The sequence below is a fragment of the Psychrobacter sp. SZ93C1 genome, from assembly GCF_015864635.1.
GTDB classification, from domain to species: domain Bacteria; phylum Pseudomonadota; class Gammaproteobacteria; order Pseudomonadales; family Moraxellaceae; genus Psychrobacter; species Psychrobacter fozii.
The window spans coordinates 84487-102806 of sequence record NZ_JADYWY010000003.1; the positions used below are offsets into that span (position 1 = coordinate 84487).

13 protein-coding genes are annotated in these 18320 nt (G+C 43.5%); 9 read left to right on the top strand and 4 right to left on the bottom strand.

The annotated features are described in order from the left end of the window. Nucleotides 1–101 precede the first annotated feature (101 nt). A complete protein-coding gene (locus I6E83_RS05025) occupies nucleotides 102–1640 on the bottom strand; it encodes an acetyl-CoA C-acetyltransferase (RefSeq protein WP_227680821.1) in 1539 nt (512 codons plus the stop codon). Nucleotides 1641–2209: 569 nt separating this feature from the next. Here I6E83_RS05025 and I6E83_RS05030 point away from each other — a divergent pair. From I6E83_RS05030 to I6E83_RS05045, 4 genes are all read left to right on the top strand, one after another. After that, nucleotides 2210–3610, top strand: a complete 1401-nt coding sequence (locus I6E83_RS05030; RefSeq protein ID WP_197100226.1) for a 3-oxoacyl-ACP reductase — start codon at nucleotides 2210–2212, stop codon at nucleotides 3608–3610. A gap of 347 nt (nucleotides 3611–3957) precedes the next feature. After that, a complete protein-coding gene (locus I6E83_RS05035) occupies nucleotides 3958–4872 on the top strand; it encodes a MaoC family dehydratase (protein WP_197100227.1) in 915 nt (304 codons plus the stop codon). An 86-nt stretch (nucleotides 4873–4958) separates the two neighbouring features. Next, nucleotides 4959–5543: a beta-lactamase hydrolase domain-containing protein gene (locus tag I6E83_RS05040; protein ID WP_197100228.1), complete on the top strand. Its 585-nt coding sequence runs from the start codon at nucleotides 4959–4961 to the stop codon at nucleotides 5541–5543. A 164-nt stretch (nucleotides 5544–5707) separates the two neighbouring features. Then, entirely contained in the window at nucleotides 5708–7105 is a 1398-nt protein-coding gene (locus I6E83_RS05045; protein WP_197100229.1) for a serine hydrolase domain-containing protein, read from the top strand. Nucleotides 7106–7122: 17 nt separating this feature from the next. Here the strand turns inward: I6E83_RS05045 and I6E83_RS05050 are convergent, their stop codons facing one another. The 3 genes from I6E83_RS05050 to I6E83_RS05060 form a co-directional block, all read right to left on the bottom strand. Beyond that, a complete protein-coding gene (locus I6E83_RS05050; RefSeq protein ID WP_320158379.1) occupies nucleotides 7123–8424 on the bottom strand; it encodes a cation:proton antiporter in 1302 nt (433 codons plus the stop codon). Nucleotides 8425–8588: 164 nt separating this feature from the next. Further along, nucleotides 8589–10475, bottom strand: a complete 1887-nt coding sequence (gene ilvD / locus I6E83_RS05055; RefSeq protein ID WP_197100231.1) for a dihydroxy-acid dehydratase — start codon at nucleotides 10473–10475, stop codon at nucleotides 8589–8591. A 180-nt stretch (nucleotides 10476–10655) separates the two neighbouring features. Continuing rightward, nucleotides 10656–11417: a hypothetical protein gene (locus I6E83_RS05060; protein ID WP_197100232.1), complete on the bottom strand. Its 762-nt coding sequence runs from the start codon at nucleotides 11415–11417 to the stop codon at nucleotides 10656–10658. A gap of 219 nt (nucleotides 11418–11636) precedes the next feature. On the opposite strand from I6E83_RS05060, the gene I6E83_RS05065 reads away from it, so the two are divergent. The 5 genes from I6E83_RS05065 to I6E83_RS05085 all read left to right on the top strand — a co-directional run bounded on the left by I6E83_RS05065 (nucleotide 11637) and on the right by I6E83_RS05085 (nucleotide 17936). Next, nucleotides 11637–12653 carry a hypothetical protein gene (locus I6E83_RS05065; RefSeq protein WP_197100233.1) on the top strand — a complete coding sequence of 339 codons (1017 nt, stop codon included), beginning with the start codon at nucleotides 11637–11639 and terminating at the stop codon, nucleotides 12651–12653. A 127-nt stretch (nucleotides 12654–12780) separates the two neighbouring features. Next, nucleotides 12781–13224, top strand: a complete 444-nt coding sequence (locus tag I6E83_RS05070) for an HIT family protein (protein WP_197100234.1) — start codon at nucleotides 12781–12783, stop codon at nucleotides 13222–13224. Between the two features lie 417 nt (nucleotides 13225–13641). Further along, nucleotides 13642–15687 (top strand): BCCT family transporter, encoded by a 2046-nt coding sequence (locus I6E83_RS05075; protein ID WP_110923025.1) that lies wholly within the window; start codon nucleotides 13642–13644, stop codon nucleotides 15685–15687. 117 nt (nucleotides 15688–15804) lie between these two features. After that, a complete protein-coding gene (dusB, locus tag I6E83_RS05080; RefSeq protein ID WP_110923024.1) occupies nucleotides 15805–16836 on the top strand; it encodes a tRNA dihydrouridine synthase DusB in 1032 nt (343 codons plus the stop codon). A 212-nt stretch (nucleotides 16837–17048) separates the two neighbouring features. Next, entirely contained in the window at nucleotides 17049–17936 is an 888-nt protein-coding gene (locus I6E83_RS05085; RefSeq protein ID WP_197100235.1) for an SDR family NAD(P)-dependent oxidoreductase, read from the top strand. Nucleotides 17937–18320: the final 384 nt, after the last annotated feature.

The following is an 18320-nucleotide window of genomic DNA, read 5'->3' on the forward strand; positions in this document are numbered from 1 at the left end:
AAAATGCCCTTTAATTAACTTAAAGGGCATTTTTTACAGACAGATACTGATTGAAATAATAGGTCAGCATATCTCTTTTTTTAAACTAAATGCAATCCAGATTATTTTTCTAGAATGCAAGTCACACCTTGACCACCTGCTGCGCAGATAGAGATAAGGGCACGGCCTGAGCCTTTCTGATCTAGCAATTTAGCAGCAGTTGCTAAGATACGACCACCAGTGGCAGCAAACGGATGACCTGCTGCTAATGATGAGCCGTTAACATTTAGCTTAGTGCGGTCGATAGACCCTAGCGGCGCATCAAGTCCTAAACGCTCTGAACAGAAGCTTTCATCTTCCCAAGCGGCCAATGTTGATAATACTTGTGACGCAAAGGCTTCATGGATTTCATAAAAATCAAAATCTTGTAAGGTTAGGCCAGCACGTTCAAGCATGCGCGGTACGGCATACGCAGGTGCCATTAGCAGACCTTCAGTCGTGCCTGATTTGCCTATGAAGTCAACGGCAGCGGTTTCTTGATGGACGATATAAGCCAATGGCTTAAGTCCATGCTCTTTTGCCCATTCATCAGTACCCAACAGCACACAAGAGGCACCATCAGTTAATGGGGTAGAGTTGGCAGCGGTCATCGTTGGGTTGGCATTCTTTTTGCCAAATACAGGTCTAAGTTTAGCCAGTTTTTCTAAGGTTGTGTCTGGGCGCAAGTTGTTGTCACGAGTCAGACCTTTGTAAGGCGTGATTAAGTCATCAAAGAAACCTTCATCATAAGCACGTGCTAGATTTTGATGGCTATTAAAAGCCAGCTCATCTTGCGCTTCGCGGCTGACATTCCACTCAAGTGCTGTGATCGCTTGATGATCGCCCATTGACAGACCAGTGCGTGGCTCACCGTTTTGTGGTGAATCAATTAGATCTTTTGGATTTAGACCCATCAATGCTTTTAGGCGTTGCTTGTTGTCTTTTGCGGCACCCAATTTGATAAGTACTTTACGTAGGCCATCACCAACTGCGATAGGCGCATCAGAAGTGGTATCAACACCGCCAGTAATGGCTGAATCGATAATGCCTAATGCGATTTTGTTTGCAGAAGCAAAGGTCGCTTGCAAGCCAGTACCACAAGCTTGTGAGATATCATAAGTTGGGGTATGTGGGTTCAGTGCGGTATTTAGCGCGGCCTCACGAGTTAAGTTGATATCGCGGCTTAGCTTCATCACAGCACCAGCCACTACTTCACCTACGATTTCGCCTTGTAGGTTATAGCGTTCAACCAAACCATCTAAAGCAGCCGTTAGCATGTCGGTGTTGCTGACATCAGCGTATGAGCCGTTTGAGCGAGCAAATGGGATACGGTTGCCACCTAAAATGGCCACTCGGTTTAGATTTGAGGCAGGCTTCGCTTTGCTGGTCTTTTTAGCAGCAGAATTTTTGACAGCAGTAGTTGCTGATTTATCTTCAGTTGCTTTTTTGTCCTCAACCGTTTCAGCTTCTTTAGTCGAAGCACTCACGGTTTTTTTAACAGCTGTTTCTTTTTTAGTACTGTCAGTAGAGGTTGCTTGTGAGTTTTCGTTTTTTGTATCACTGGCTTTTACGACAGTGCTTTCGATAACAGGGCTATCAGGGTGGTTATTTTTATTACTCATAATATTATCCTTAAAAAATATGGGTAGAAGAAAAAGAGGGTAATAATAAAAAATTCAATTGAATTAAAAAATACAGTTAAGAGATTCAAAATAGATAAGAGGTAAATATTATCATTTATTATGCGTTATGGCTGTTTAGGATAAAGCGTTTTTACGACCTTACTGTATATCTTTAGCAAACTATGTGACACTTATATATAAGATTGATACTGGCTTTGAAAACAGTTAATAATATAACTTTCGTAGACTGGCTGGTATTGACTATTAATATTGCATAAAAGCTGTTTTGATAATATATTGTTATCGATAATTCTATTTACCATAACTTATAGGTCTGATTTTAGCATAATGTTGTGGTTTTTAAATCTAGAAAAAGCGGCCGTCTTGTGTACTTGCTTGTTTACAGATTTTTGTGGACATTGTCAGTTTTTGGACTTGTTTATGATGGCAGTGTATAGTTAGGCCAGTTTTGTACGCACTTACTAAATATCAATAATTATAATGTTGCCGAGTCTATATGATAGGCACATTGCATTTTTTATTTTAATCATTTTTATAAGGATTATATTATGTCAGACCGTTACGGTGATTTTGTTCAGTCTTCTCTTGGCAAAAAAGTGGCCAAAAATTTGGGTTTGCCATTACCAGTGACTCTTGATCGTTTCGAGAGTGGTGAGAATTTAGTACGCGGTAGTGTGTTGGTTGGTCGTGCTAAGGGTGAGGATAAAAGCGTTAGCGCATCGATCTCACGTATTTTGTCAGACGTACATGCTGATGTTTATGTAAATAGCAGCGATGATATCAAAGATGAATTAGCTGATGCGAGCATTGAAGCAAAAGCCAATACTGGTGGTGATGACAAATTCAAAGTTCTATTGTTTGATGCCAGTAATATCGTCAATGCCGAGCAGCTCAAAGAAGTGTATGAATTCTTCCATGCTGTTGCTCGCCGTGTCGACAAATCTGGTCGAGTCATTATCGTTGGTCGTACACCAGAAAACATTACTGACATCGAAGCAGCAATGGCTCAGCGCTCACTTGAGGGCTTTGTAAAGTCTGTTGGTAAAGAATTTAAGCGCGGTGTTACGGCACAGCTTATCTACGTTGAAGAAGGCGCAGAGCAAAATCTAGATTCGACGCTACGCTTTTTCACCTCAGCTCGTTCAGCGTATGTCTCAGGGCAAGTTGTACGTGTTAACAAAGGCGAATCAGTTGAAGTAGATTGGACACAGCCTCTAGGTGGCAAAACTATGCTAGTGACTGGCGCAAGTCGCGGTATCGGTGAAGCAATCGCTCGTGTGTTGGCTCGTGAAGGTGCTCACGTCATCTGTCTCGATGTGCCGCAGCAGCAAGCTGATCTACAAAAAGTCGCGAGTGAAATCAGCGGTTCTGTCGTGACCGTGGACATTACTAGTGAAGACGCAGGCAAAGAAATCGCTGAAGCAGCACAAAAGCGTGGCGGTCTAGATTCTATTATCCATAATGCTGGTGTCACACGTGATAAGACATTGGCAAACATGGATGAGAAAAAATGGGACATGGTTATCGATATCAACTTAGGCAGTATTGCTAGGCTAAATCGTTACTTACTAGACAATGACGTGCTAAAAGAAAATGCACGTATCGTATGTGTATCATCTATCTCAGGTATTGCAGGCAACATGGGTCAAACCAACTATGCCACGTCGAAAGCGGGTGTTATTGGTCTGGTTGATGCGACGGCTAAGCAACTAGAAAACAATGCTAAAGGCATGACAATTAATGCAGTGGCACCAGGATTCATCGAAACTCAAATGACTGAAGCGATTCCATTTGCTATTCGTGAAGCCGGTCGTCGCATGAACTCAATGAGCCAAGGCGGCTTGCCAGTAGATGTTGCTGAGACCATCGCATGGTTTGCATCACCTGCTTCTGGTGGCTTGAATGGCAACGTTGTTCGTGTTTGTGGTCAGAGCTTACTAGGGGCCTAACACCTATTTCTAAGTAGACAGAGGTAAGGATTAAGCCTATAGTAAATATATAATGTAGTGCATTATTTATTATTTACCTCACATATGCTTACGAAAAAATTGCTGATAAATCGTAATAAAGCTGCCCGAGGGTGGCTTTTTTATGATAAAAACACAGAAACCATCAGCCAAATTATGTTTCGTTATAATAAGTGCTTGTAACCTGTATTAAAAATCACGTAGATTACTTATACTTTGGATTGAGTATAGCGCTTAAGATACTGTTTACTGGTAAGCCTTAACGAACGACTTTATAGCATCTCTGTATGCACCAAGAAAATTTGCTCAAGCCCCACTTAGGATTTATTATGTCAGACAAGCATTATGATGCGCTGCCAAAAGCGCATACGACCTACGCCAATATCGTCAAAAGTTTATTGCCTATCGTCAATAATGGTAAAGTTAGTAGAGATCAATTGCCGCAATCGACCTATTATGTGGACGATCTGCACATCGATCAGGGTAACTTAAACGATTATCGTAAAATTTGTGGCTTTGCTGATAATGGCAATATCCCGATTACGTACTTTTCGGTGCTGTCTCAAACGCTACAAATGAACATGATGGTCAAAGAGCCGTTCCCATTTGCTATGCTGGGATTGGTACACGTCGATAACAGTGTGACTCAGTATCGTTCAATTGGTGAGCGTGAAACGGTCGCTATGTCTGTCACCTTTGATAATTTGCGTGACCATGCTCAAGGTCAGCAGTTTGATTTTGTGACAACGGTTAAATCAGAAGACAAGGTGATTTGGGAAGGGACGTCGACTTATCTGTCACGTAGCAAACAACCAAGCCGCAGCAAAGACAAAAAAAGCACGCCGCGCCCAGTCGTGGTCAAACCGTCAGTCAATCCAAAAGGCGTTCACAGTATCTTTGAAGTACCAGAAGATATCGGTCGTCGTTATGCCTTTGTGTCAGGCGACTTTAACCTTATCCACTTACATCCATTATCTGCGCGCGCTTTTGGCTTCCCTAAAGCCATCGCTCATGGTATGTGGTCAAAGGCCAAGTGTCTTGCCATGATGGATGAGTTGCCAGACGCTTGTACTGTTGATGTGTCGTTTAAACTGCCTATCTTTTTGCCAGCAGAAGTCGAACTCATTGCTGATCCAGTGGCACAGCTTGAGAGCGCAGATGGCACTTGTGAGTTTGGCCTATATAGCTCTAAGAATGACAAGCCGCATTTGGCAGGTACGGTTACATTACAGAGTGATAGTTAACGAAAGCTAGCATAGAAGTCAGTAACATGACTGCCGTTTAACTAACAACTATTTCAATAGCAAACTTAACGAACAACTTTATACTTATGACTGCACATACGAAAGCAAAAAGCCCAGAACAACTTGATAATTCAGCTGCCAATGACGATGTCGCTAACAACGACGTTGTTAACAATGAGGCTGAGACTACAAACGTCACACCTGACCAAGACGCTCCTGATAATGGTGTCGATCTAGCTGCCATTTTTGAGCCTTATTTTCGTCCTGATGATAACACCATTGTATGCGGTGCACTCGATGACGAAAAGGTGGTAGCTTTAGCGAAAGCGGGTGTCGAGCTAGTGATTAATTTGCAGCCTGATAACGAATTAAGCTTTGATGAGTCATCAGCGGTCGAGCAGGCAGGTATGCACTATGAGCATTTGCCTATCAGCGGTGCAGCGGATTTAAAACAGCTGAAAATATTGGCGTTTGACAATATTTTACGCCAAAATCATGGCAAGAAAATCGCCGTACATTGTGGAACTGGTAATAGAGTAGGCGCGGCAATTGCGCTGCGTGCAGGTTGGTTACGTGGGCGTAAGATGGATACTGCTATGGAACGTGGGCGCAGTCATGGTTTGACTAAGCTTGCCGAAGAAGTCCATAATCGTCTATTGGTACCACGTTAAAGTATAAGCACGTTTGACGAGTAAAAAGGCGACCGATAGGTGGCCTTTTTTTTGAGTAAATAAAAACAAGTTTGAACCGCTAATCGTACTTTTTGGGGTTGGTATAATACTAAGCGCTAAGGTTTTTCATACTTAGCTATTCTACAAAACAGAGCAGGAAAACTATGACCGATAATAATAAAACTGATCATAATAATCAGATTAATACACAGCTTCAGCAGCACTTACAGCAACTGCTCACCGATTTACAGCTTGATGATGCGCCAGCAGGTGGTGCGGTGGTTGTCTATCAGGCTGGCAAGTGTATTGCTCAGGCAAGTACGGGGTTGGCACGTTTGGACATGTCATGGCAGCCTGACACTTTAGCGATTAACTTTTCGACAGGTAAAGGTATATTGGCGACGCTGGTGCATGTATTGGTTTCGCAGCAGATGCTTGATTATGACACGCCTATTGCACACTATTGGCCAGCATTTGCGGCACAGGGTAAATGTGAGCTGACGCTACGCAATGTGATGTCACACCAAGCCAATTTATTTTCCATTCAAAGTATCGAGGTAGACAGTGAAGCCTTGCTTGACTGGGAATACATGCTTAGGACGGTTGCTGCAATGCCAATCACTGCACCAGACCATGCCGAGCTATATGACAGCGCCTATAGTGCTTTAGTCTATGGTTGGGTATTGGGCGGTGTGATAGAAGCCGTTACTGAACTGTCTTTGGCTGAGGCGCTGCACCATTATCTCACTGAGCCTTTAGGTATTGCTGATAGCTGTTACTTTGGCGTACCAGCAAGCAAAGTCAACCAAGTGGCAAAGCTGGCCAAAGATTTTGAGTCATCAAATGAAGACAACTCACAACTGCGTAGTAAACGTCAAAAACCAACCTTAAAGGTAGATTCACAAAGTGTTTTACGTGCTTACGAAAACCTGCCTAGTTACGCGTGTTGGCAGCAACAAGCCTTAGCAAATATGAAATCAGCAGATATTGGTCAAGCTGATGAGCAAACCAGCTTGCCTGTGTTGGACACGGCTTATATTAATCGTTTGTACTTTGACACGAGTCAGCTTAATCTAAAAAACTATAAGGCAGCGTTGATACCTGCTGGCAAACAAGCGATCGATTATCATAGTCGTGAGACGCTACAGGCCGTGATTCCAGCCGCCAATGGTGTCGCCTCAGCTCAGGCCTTGGCAACCATTTATGCCATGCTTGCCAGTGGCGGCGAATGGCAAGGGAAAACGCTGATTGATAGTGACACTTTTGCACAGTTATCTACCCCGCAAGTTGAAGGTCTGGATGCTGTCATGCCAGCAGCGATGCATTGGCGCTTGGGTTATCACCGCCGGTTTGATATTTGTCAAAACGAAGCCAATGAAACAGCTGATGTAAACAAGCAAGGATTTGGGCACATGGGCTACAACGGTTCAGTTGCTTGGTGTGACCCTGAGCGCCAGTTATCATTTGCCTTTGTCCATAATTTTGATTCAACGATGCTCAATGATATCCGTCAGTTTGCGCTAACGGAATCTGTGTTGAGTATGATTGATGCAGCGCTTTAAAAACCTTATTGATAAGTTCAATGAGGCTTATTCGGTGTCATTTTAAGTAGCCTAGTTGCACTCAAGCCATGAATGAAGATTGAGGCTAGAATCACAATTGAGCAGACAATCCATAACTTGAGTGCGTCTTCATCACCGAAGAACCCTTGGTTTAGCGCATAAGATAAATAATACAACGTACCAATACCACGGATACCTAATGCTGAGATAGCGTATTTTTCAGTGCGAGGAAGATTCAACCCTGATAAAGCGATAAACCCACCAATGGGACGTATCAATAATAAGAAGGTGAAGCTGACAATGTAAACCCGCCACGTCAGCTCCACACCTGACTGCAATCCTTGACCTAGAAAAATGCCAAACATAACCAGTACAAGCGACATAAGCAAACCTTCGGATTGCTCTGCGAAATCATGGAGTTTATGATGGTAGCTGTGCTCATGCTCTGAACGCCGGAAAGAAAATGCTGCAATAAATACGGCGATAAAACCGTAACTGTGTACAAACTCTGCTAATCCATATGCTACAAGTGTCAGGGCGATGACCACATAGCCTTGAGAAATAGTAGTGTCTTGGCTATATTTCGAAAATACTAGCTTTGCCATGACTTTACCAACGACGATACCCACCACCAAACCTGCGCCAATTTTCCACAGTACATCATGGGTAAACCACGACCAAAGCATCTCACTAGTGAAGCTATTACCCTCACTAAATGCTTCCGCTATTTTTATGGCCAAATAAACGAAGGGAAAAGCTAACCCATCGTTAAGTCCTGCTTCTGAGGTGAGGGTAAAGCGCGGTGTGTCTTCGCCACCTGTATTAGGCGGCCCTACCTGAATGCTAGACGCCAAGACTGGATCGGTTGGGGCTAGCACAGCCCCTAGCAAAATAGCTGCTCCAAGGCTCAAACCAAACGCATAATATCCCAAAATGGCCATCGCAAAGATACCAATCGGCATGGTAATTAGCAATAGGCGTACTGTCGGCCTCCACAATCGCCAAGACAGCTTGGTATCAATCTTAATACCAGCGCCTACCAATGACACGAGCACCACGATTTCGGTTAGTTTTTCGATGATTAAACCGTTATCCATCGGGTCTAAAAAAGACAAAGACGTCCACCAATAGCCCATGATTAGACCAAAGCTGACCTGTAGCATCGGTAATGAGACGGGCGTGCGTCTAAACATAATAGGAAATAACGCTCCTAGTAAAAAAGCGACACCGCAAATTAATAAGAATAAATTATAGTTTTCGATCATAAGGAGTAGGCACGTCGTGGTTTTTAAGGGGGCAGTTTTGATAACCCTTATCATGACGCCAAAAAAAATCAATTACCGCAAAAAATCGTTATTAAAACGTCTGCTACGTTGTTTTTTGGTGAAAAAAAGCCTGCATAAGATATGCAGGCTTTTCATGGGTCTTTAGATTGATGTGTTTTAAGATAGCTTACTTGACCTTAAAACACAGTCTGCACGTTTTAGCGTTCTACTTGGCTCACATCACGGACAGCACCAGTATCGGCACTGGTCGTCATAGCAGCATAGGCACGTAGCGCAGGGGTCACATGACGATCACGGCTCACAGGCTTCCATGCATCGCGTCCGCGTGCTTCCATCGCATCTCGGCGTGCGGCCAAGTCGGCATCACTGACTTGCATGTTGATGGTACGGTTAGGAATGTCGATATGGATGGTATCGCCTTCTTCAACCAGACCGATGGCACCACCTTCGGCTGCTTCAGGGCTGGCATGACCGATTGATAGGCCTGATGTCCCACCAGAGAAGCGACCATCGGTGAGTAGGGCACACTCTTTACCCAAGCCTTTTGACTTTAGGTAAGTCGTTGGGTAAAGCATTTCTTGCATACCCGGGCCGCCTTTAGGGCCTTCATAGCGGATAATGACCACATCACCGGCAACGATATCATCAGCCAATACCGCAGCGACGGCATCATCTTGTGACTCAAATAGACGCGCGCGACCAGTAAATACTAAGATGCTTTCGTCAACGCCTGCGGTTTTAACCACACAGCCACGCTCGGCGATATTGCCATACAGTACGGCCAAACCACCATCTGTAGAATAGGCATGTTGGGCACTACGGATACAACCAGACTCGCGGTTGACGTCTAGATTTGACCATTCTTTTGATTGTGAAAATGCTTCAGTGGTACGTACGCCACCAGGCGCTGCCAGGAAGCGTGCGCGTGCCTCAAGGTTATCAGGATTCATAATATCCCATTTATCAATCGCTTCTTTCATCGTTGGACTATGAATGGTTGGTACGTCAGTGCTCAGTAATCCAGCACGATCAAGCTCAGCTAATAACGCAAAGACACCGCCAGCACGATGCACATCTTCCATATGGTATTTTTGTGAGGCAGGAGCGACTTTTGCAAGACAAGGCACACCACGACTTAGACGGTCAATATCATGCATTTTAAAGTCGATTTCTGCTTCATTAGCCGCAGCTAACAGATGCAAAATAGTATTGGTTGATCCACCCATTGCGATATCCAAGGTCATCGCGTTTTCAAAAGCAGCTTTGCTAGCGATTGAGCGTGGTAAGACTGAATCATCATCTTGCTCATAGCGACGTTTGGCCAATGACACAATGGTACGACCTGCCTCTAAAAACAGCTCGCGACGCAGTGAGTGAGTGGCAAGTAGTGAGCCATTACCCGGTAATGCCAAGCCTAAAGCTTCGGTCAAGCAGTTCATTGAGTTGGCAGTAAACATACCAGAGCATGAACCACAAGTCGGACAAGCTGAGGCTTCGATAGCGGCCACATCTTCATCACTAATGCTGTCATCAGCGGCATCCATCATTGCATCGACAAGGTCAAGTTTACGAACCGCGCTGCTGTCACTGCTATCAGTATTGTGGCTCTTACCAACGGTACTGGCTAAGATTTTGCCCGCTTCCATTGGGCCACCTGAAATAAACACTACTGGAATGTTAAGGCGCATGGCGGCCATCAACATACCCGGTGTGATTTTATCGCAGTTAGAAATACACACTAGCGCATCCGCGCAGTGAGCATTGACCATGTACTCGACAGAGTCGGCAATTAGGTCGCGACTTGGTAGCGAGTACAACATACCGCTATGACCCATCGCAATACCATCATCGACCGCAATAGTGTTGAATTCTTTGGCAACGCCACCTGCTTGCTCAATCTCACGTGCGACCAGTTGTCCAAGATCTTTTAGATGCACGTGACCAGGTACAAACTGGGTAAATGAGTTGGCAATGGCAATAATTGGCTTGCCAAAGTCGCCGTCAGTCATGCCAGTTGCACGCCATAATGCGCGAGCGCCTGCCATATTACGACCACCAGTAGAGGTTTTTGAGCGATAATCCATGTGATATTCCTTACAAATAGGCGAGGTTTGTGAAAATGTGCAGCCTCAGCTGTGATATTGATAGTGTGCTTTTTATGATGCGTGAGGACTAGTGAATAATTCTAGGTTGTTACCATACCATTAGCTATGAATACCTAAAAACAATTCGTTGCTTATGATAAATGATGGATCAAAAAAGTGCTATTCAAGACGCTCTAATATCGCCGTCTCAAACCACGGCAGCTCGACTTTATCTGCATCCAGTTTGGCGATAATCGCTAACGCATGAGTCGACGGCAAAAGCTGATAGTCGCTACTCACATCGATGTTCATAATCTGGGCGTTAGCGGGTGCTTGTTCGTCGATACTGACCAGCGCCTGCTGAGTGTTTTTATAGAGCACATCCACTCGGCCAAAAAACTGCCAGTCTTTAAACGAAGCGGCGAGCGCGTCAGCAGCATTTTTGGTATAGATTTGCTGCGTCTCTTTGCCTGTATTGGTCCAATGTAGACGTACTGCTAGTTGCAGAGTCTCACTAAAAACAACCAGTGAGCCGATGACTTTAACATGCCACGGGCTACTCAATAGCGCTTCACTAATACCAATTAATTGAGCGGCTTCATGAGCTGTCATGGGTATATTGAATTTAGCCAGTAGCGCAGGTGTGAGTGGATGCGTCTGTTTAATCACATCATCTAAACTGTCGTAATGATACAGAAAAGGCAAAGGAAGGTCTTGAGTGACTGTTTTTTTGCTGATTTTACAATTATGAATCCGCCAAGCGATTGTTTTATCAGTTAAGGCATCTGCCAAAATAATGGTATTAGGCGCAAGGGTTTGCGCGCTATTATTAGCATTAGTTTGCTCCGCATCGCTCGCAGACACTGTGTCATCGGATACAGAGGTTGATGGCGTGTCATTAAGTGTGGAATGAGCGTGATTGTCATCTGATTGAGTCGTCAAGGTAGGCGAGTCCATAAACATCATGTTATTAAAATAGAGGGTCAATATAACATTTTAAGGGCATGGCTCGCTAATAAATTGGTGATCTGAGGAAGTGATTTATACTGGTAAAAGAATATCATTGGGTAAATAGTCAATTATGAACTAGTCGTATTTTGTTTGTTAAAAGAATGTAGGATATAACCGAATTTTTAGATAAGTATATAGATAGAATAATTAATGAAAACCCCTTCCGATAACGAATCTATCCAAGAATGGATGACATCAGACCGTCTCTATGAAGAGTATCTCTTCTTTTATTTACTCATATGCCTATTTTGGTTTTTCGTTGGCTTATTTTCTATTGGTATACGCATACCAGTATTCAACGATATTCAAAACCTAATCCTCAACTCAGTATGGTTCTTGCTCTTATGTGTGGCCTTAAGTGTTCCTAAGTTTTGGTATCGGCTGATAAAAGGCAAAAATGCGTACCTGTTTCAAGCTACTGCCAAAGTGTATGAAACGCTAGACAGCATAGAGGATATTGAGCAAAGAGAGCAGGTACATAAGCAGATTACTAGCAATGGCAAGTTGCCCCCTAACCGATTAGAAACGCTATCACTGGCATTTTTATTTGCATTCATACTCTTCGATATATTGTATACCCGCTGCTGGATAAGGGATCTGAGCCTAGTGTGGCAGCCTGACTGGGTCAATGCCTGCATTGGTTGGATACATAATAACTTGACGCTACCACCAATTAATGAGAACAGAAAATTTTTTGATTTATATTTTAGTGGTAATAGTGCAGATACCAAACTGAAGCAACAGTTTGGCGACGAATGGGCGTTTTTGGCTTCTCCATTTGGTGATGCTGCAATGTTTTACCACTTTATCCGAGTGATGATGTTTGTTCCTATCTTAGTGGCATTGTCGATCGTATTGTGGAAGCCATTGAAATGGATGGGAATGCAGCAGATTGACCCTAGAAATATTCATAGCTTCATGTCTTTTTTACGTAGTTGTGCTTGGTCGCTTATTTTTGGATTTTTTATGGCCATTGGCATGTTAGCGTTTTTAACCAATGCAAACTGGTTCACGTTAGGTTTGATAGACCAAGAAGCATGGTTTCATAATTTATACATCAACGGTTTATACATATTTATCGTTTTTGGTGTCCGGTTTTTTTATGGCTGGCTCATTTTTTGGAAAAGTATTTTTTTAAAGCTCGTTAACAAAGCCAGTTACAATTGATTTAATAATCTTGATCTCACATTGTTGGCTTGTACTCAGTTTGGATTTCGTCCACTATATAAAAAGTGATCAGCACCATTATAAATATAATGAAATATCTAATAATCATGTAATCAAAGGAAAAATAATGACTGAATTGAATCAACAAACTACTTATGATAACAACAACATTTTTGCCAAAATGCTAGACGGTGATATTCCCTATCATAAAGTATATGAAGATGATAAAACCCTTGCCTTTATGGATATCATGCCACAAGCAGAAGGCCACGTTTTGGTCATACCGAAGCAAAAGGCTGTTGATTTGGCAGATCTTGAGCCAGAGTATGCCTCGGCTGTTTTGATGACGTCTAAGAAAGTCATGCAAGCCCAGCGCCAAGTGTTTGCGCGAGAAGGAATTATTCAAATGCAATTAAATGGTGCGCAGGCAGGGCAGACCGTGTTTCATTATCATATACATTTGATTCCTAGCAGTATTCATGAGCTGGGTCGCCATGCTGCTGTGATGGCTGACCAAGAGCAGTTGGCCAATTTGGCTAAGCAGTTGGCGGCGGTGATTGATGCTGAATAAATAAAATACAATTAGAGATTAGGGCGTGTCTTCAATGCACTCGATAGTCATCTAAATGGGCTAAAAATGGCTAAATCTTGCCAAACATCGTCAAATAGCTGGTTAATATCCCGATATTATCTGCGCTATTTTTCTTGTTTGACGGCAATTTATCTCATTTTTATCACCATTTTTGAAATGAAGACACGCCCTAGAAGCATTAATCTCGCTTGAGATGTCAGTTATAAATCTCGAATAAGCCTATAGCAATAAAAAGGCAGCTAACAAGCTGCCTTTTTTTATTGCTTGGTAATAGTCATGTAACAATCTTTGAAGTAATGTTACGAATTCAGTGCTTACCTAGGGTTTCTGAAAGGAGTGTGATAAAAATCATACCTATCTACGTTCGTTTGATTCATTTTGAGGACATTATTTTTTATGAGTAAATTACCTCGTTCGACTATTTTACTGCCAGTGTTTGTACCAGCAGCGATTATTATGCTGTTATTGGTGGTTGGTACGGCTATCAACCCTGATGCAGCGGGAGCGCTGTTCAGTGATGTGCTGAACTTTACCACTGAAACGTTTGGTTGGTTTTATATGCTGGCAGTAGCATTGTTCTTATTATTTATTATCGCATTAGCATTTTCGCCTTATGGCGGGATTAAGCTTGGACCTGATCATGCAGAGGCTGAGTATAAATTCCTAGAGTGGTTTGCCATGCTGTTTTCGGCAGGCTACGGGATTGCGCTGCTCTTCTTTGGTGTGGCAGAGCCTGTCATGCATTTTGCCAGTCCGCCCATGTCTGCGCCAGAGACCATTGCCGCTGCAAAAGAAGCGATGCAAATTGCTTACTTCCATTGGGGTTTTCACATTTGGGCGATTTATGCAGTAGTAGGGTTATCGCTGGCGTATTTTTCCTTTCGCCATGGTTTGCCGCTGTCGATGCGATCCACGCTATATCCTCTGATTGGCGATAAGATACATGGCCCTATCGGTCATGCGGTCGATGTGTTTGCGATTGTCGGTACCATGTTTGGTATCGCGACCAGTTTGGGTCTATCAGTATCGCAAATCAACGCGGGTCTGAATTATCTCATGCCAGATCTGGTTCCCGTTAGTACGGGCGTTCAGGTCATTGCCATTGCAGTGATTACCGCTGCTGCACTGGCATCAGTGCTGGCAGGTATGGATAAAGGCGTAAAGCGACTGTCTATCTTAAATATGCTATTGGCAACCGCCTTGATGCTATTTGTATTTATCGTGGGACCGACAATATTTATCCTTAATGCCTTTATGGAAAATACAGGGAGCTACTTGGGTAATATCGTTGAGCGTACCTTTAGCTTGCAGGCTTATGAGCACAATGACTGGATTGGCAATTGGACGCTGTTTATCTTTGCATGGACGATTGCATGGGCACCGTTTGTCGGCTTGTTTATTGCTAAGATTAGCCGTGGTCGTACGATTCGTGAGTTCGTGTTAGGGGTGATGTTAGTACCGACTTTCTTCACCTTTTTCTGGTTTGCTGTATTCGGTGACACCGCACTGAATATGATTATGATTGATGGCTATAATTCACTAATTGGCGATGTGCAAAATAACCAAGCGATTGCCTTGTTTAAGCTATTAGAGAATTTGCCGTTTACTCAATTCGTCTCTTCACTAACAGTTCTATTGATTATTACCTTTTTTGTGACCTCATCGGATTCTGGCTCATTGGTCATTGATGCGCTAGCGGCTGGTGGCCGTAGTGATACGCCATGGTGGCAGCGGACGTTTTGGGTGGTGACAGAAGGTGCGGTCGCTTCAGCACTGCTATTGGCTGGTGGACTAGAAGCCTTGCAAACAGCCGCTATTGTGAGTGCCTTGCCGTTTGCCGTCATTATGTTGATTGCGATGTTTGGTATGTGGCGTGCGTTACGTATCGAAGGTCATCGTAACCAAAGCTTGGATAATAATAGCAAGCTACCACCGCATCTATTAAATTCATCAGCATGGCGCGATCGTATTGATTACATCACCGATCAGCCTACACGAGACAAAGTTTTAAGCTATATCAAAAACGTAGTCATGCCATCGATGACTGAGGTTTCAGAGAAGTTCGCTGAAACAGGTTGGAAGCCATCTGTAAATTATGATGCCATTAATAATCGCGCGATACTGGAACTACAGCGCGGTGACGATGTCGAGTTCTGGTATGAAGTGCGCTTGTCAGAGCATGATGCCCCTGATTATTACACTGAAAAAATGGCCAATGATTTGCCACAAGAGCATCATCACCGTGCAGAAGTATATCTGCGCCGTGGCGGTCAAACCTATGATTTGTATGGTTATAAGTCAGACTCTGTCATCAATGATATCATCGACCAGTTCGAAAAATACCTGCACTTCTTAAACGTGTCTCCAGATAGCCTACCGTGGCGTATGCAAGAGCACGATGAGGACATCACATTAGAGCAGGGCAGTGTGTTCGATAAATAATCGGCTTGATGATGAGTTAGTGTTTATCGATGCAAGTTATTCACGTTAATAGCTTGCAATAAATGCAGGATTCCTTAGAATAACGGCTTGTTTTCTCTGCAGATCAAGCCGTTTTTTATGTCTATAGATTCTCCTGTTTTACCCTCGTCTTTGCCAGTGTCTGATCATCCATTATTGCAGCCGTTAACTATCGGTGGTCTGACGATTGAAAATCGTCTGATGGTGGCTCCTATGGCGGGTGTGACAGACAATCCTTTTCGCCGATTGTGTAAGTCATTTGGCGCAGGTCACGCAGTCAGCGAGATGATTATCGCTGATACTGCTCTTTATGCACGCAAAAAATCACTCTATCGTGCCAATTTTGATAATGAAATTGCGCCCATTTCTGCACAGATAGCAGGAGCGGAACCGGATAAGTTGGCTGAAGCTGCTCGTTATCAAATTGATAATGGTGCGCAGATTATCGATATCAATATGGGCTGTCCTGCCAAAAAAGTTTGCCGTAAGCTGGCAGGCTCTGCGTTGCTGCAGGATGAAGATTTGGTTGCGCGCTTGCTAGATGCAGCTGTCAATGCAGTCGATGCACCAGTCACCCTAAAGACACGTTTGGGTTATGAAAATGGCCGTGAAAATATCTTGCGAGTGGCCAAGCGGGCAGAGCAAGCAGGCATTGCGGCGATTGCGATTCATGGGCGCACGCGTGAGGATATGTATACGGGCGAAGCACGCTATGAGCTGATACGTGAAGTTAAAGAAAGCATCAGTATTCCAGTCATCGCCAATGGTGATATCGATAGCGCACAAAAAGCCCAACGTGTATATGAACTAACAGGCTGTGATGCCGTCATGATAGGGCGTGCAGCCCAAGGTCAACCATGGATATTTCGTGATATCGGGCATTTTTTACGGACTGGTGAGACTCTGGAAGCACCTAGTGTCAGTGAAATCAAAGAGATTGTGCTAGCGCACTTGCAAGAGCTATATGGCTTTTATGGTGAGTACTCTGGTTGCCGTATCGCGCGCAAACATATCGCTTGGTATACAACAGGCATTCCAAACTCCAATGCCTTTAGGCAAGCGATGTATGGTGAAGAGAGTACCGCTGGTCAGTTTCGCGTTGTAGAGAGTTTTTTAAAAGCCCATGAGTGATAGGTAATACAAGCGTTTACTGCCACAGGAATATTGGGTTATTGAATCGGTGAAATCGCAAATGCAGTAATCACACTATTATAAGTTTTTGAATTCCCAAAGTCGTCAAATTATCTGGATGCGATGGCTGTTTTATTCACTTTAGTCCATGCTTTCTTGCTATTCTATAATTGAGATGATCATAGGCATAGGACAAACAAAAAGGAATTTTTATGGCCAATCCCTCGAAACAAGCGATAACCAAAGCAGTAACAGGTAAGAACATTATTATTACAGGCGCTTCAAGTGGTATTGGCGAACGTACTGCTTTTTTGCTTAGCGAATGCGGTGCTCATGTTATCCTATTGGCACGTACTGAAGACAAACTGAAAGCCGTTAAAGAAAGTATTGAGGAGCTGGGCGGCAAGGCCAGTTATTACCCTTGTGATTTGACTGATATGGATGCTATTGAAAAAGTTAGTGAGCAAATTTTGATAGATTTTGGCCATGTTGATGTCTTGGTCAATAACGCAGGTCGCTCGATTCGTCGTTCAGTTCATGAATCGGTCGATCGTTTCCATGATTTTGAGCGTACGATGGATATCAATTACTTTGGTGCCGTTAAAATAGTTCTTGGATTTTTGCCGACGATGATTGAACGTCAGACGGGCCAAATTGTCAATATATCCTCGATTGGTGTACTGGCAAACAGTCCGCGCTTTGCCGCTTATGTCGCATCTAAGTCGGCATTAGATGCTTTTAGTCGTTGCTTAGCTGCTGAAGTAAAAGGGGACAATGTGACGATTACCAATATCTTTATGCCATTGGTTCGTACGCCTATGATTGCCCCAACCAAGCTATACCGCTACATGCCTGCGTTGATGCCTGATGAAGCCGCGTTGATGGTCGCAAGAGCTATCGTCGATAAGCCAAATAGCATTGCCAGTAATATGGGCAAGTTTGCGTCAGCTACTTATTCATTGGCACCAGCGATCAACGTTGGCATTCAATCGATAGGTTATCGTATTTTCCCAAGCACCCGCGCTGGAATGACTACCGATAAGAAGTTAAACCTTGCCCAGCGTGCTTTTGCCAGAATCCTTCCTGGTGAGTATCATTAAAACAGCAGATTGATTGGTTCTGATATAAGATCAAAGAGGATACTGCGGTATCCTTTTTTAGTACCTGAAGAGATATTAATACTGGGTAGAGCAGCGGTGCTTTTTAGCTATCTAGTGACTAGAACCACGAGACTATTAGATGCTTTAAGCTTTTGTTTTTAGCACCTCAGCATAGATGCCTCGTTTACGATGCTAACCAATGCGGTTGAGAGTATAGTAGAATGAGTTTGCCATGATTTAATCATCTCGACTTCTATGCTCAACGAGATTACCAATTAAGCTTTGCACATCCGAAAAATCCTAACAGCCACACAAATGCACATTAAGCACTCATTCTCTGAGTGTTAAAGAATTCACATAAGATAATTTGAAGAGGTAAGAATG

Excerpts from the sequence above, each read along its gene's own strand:
- dusB (WP_110923024.1), top strand. The coding sequence starts at position 15,805 with ATGTCTATAGATTCTCCTGTTTTACCCTCGTCTTTGCCAGTGTCTGAT.
- I6E83_RS05085 (WP_197100235.1), top strand. The coding sequence starts at position 17,049 with ATGGCCAATCCCTCGAAACAAGCGATAACCAAAGCAGTAACAGGTAAG.
- ilvD (WP_197100231.1), bottom strand. The coding sequence starts at position 10,475 with ATGGATTATCGCTCAAAAACCTCTACTGGTGGTCGTAATATGGCAGGC.
- I6E83_RS05025 (WP_227680821.1), bottom strand. The coding sequence starts at position 1,640 with ATGAGTAATAAAAATAACCACCCTGATAGCCCTGTTATCGAAAGCACT.
- I6E83_RS05070 (WP_197100234.1), top strand. The coding sequence starts at position 12,781 with ATGACTGAATTGAATCAACAAACTACTTATGATAACAACAACATTTTT.
- I6E83_RS05040 (WP_197100228.1), top strand. The coding sequence starts at position 4,959 with ATGACTGCACATACGAAAGCAAAAAGCCCAGAACAACTTGATAATTCA.
- I6E83_RS05035 (WP_197100227.1), top strand. The coding sequence starts at position 3,958 with ATGTCAGACAAGCATTATGATGCGCTGCCAAAAGCGCATACGACCTAC.
- I6E83_RS05065 (WP_197100233.1), top strand. The coding sequence starts at position 11,637 with ATGAAAACCCCTTCCGATAACGAATCTATCCAAGAATGGATGACATCA.
- I6E83_RS05050 (WP_320158379.1), bottom strand. The coding sequence starts at position 8,424 with ATGATAAGGGTTATCAAAACTGCCCCCTTAAAAACCACGACGTGCCTA.
- I6E83_RS05030 (WP_197100226.1), top strand. The coding sequence starts at position 2,210 with ATGTCAGACCGTTACGGTGATTTTGTTCAGTCTTCTCTTGGCAAAAAA.
- I6E83_RS05045 (WP_197100229.1), top strand. The coding sequence starts at position 5,708 with ATGACCGATAATAATAAAACTGATCATAATAATCAGATTAATACACAG.
- I6E83_RS05075 (WP_110923025.1), top strand. The coding sequence starts at position 13,642 with ATGAGTAAATTACCTCGTTCGACTATTTTACTGCCAGTGTTTGTACCA.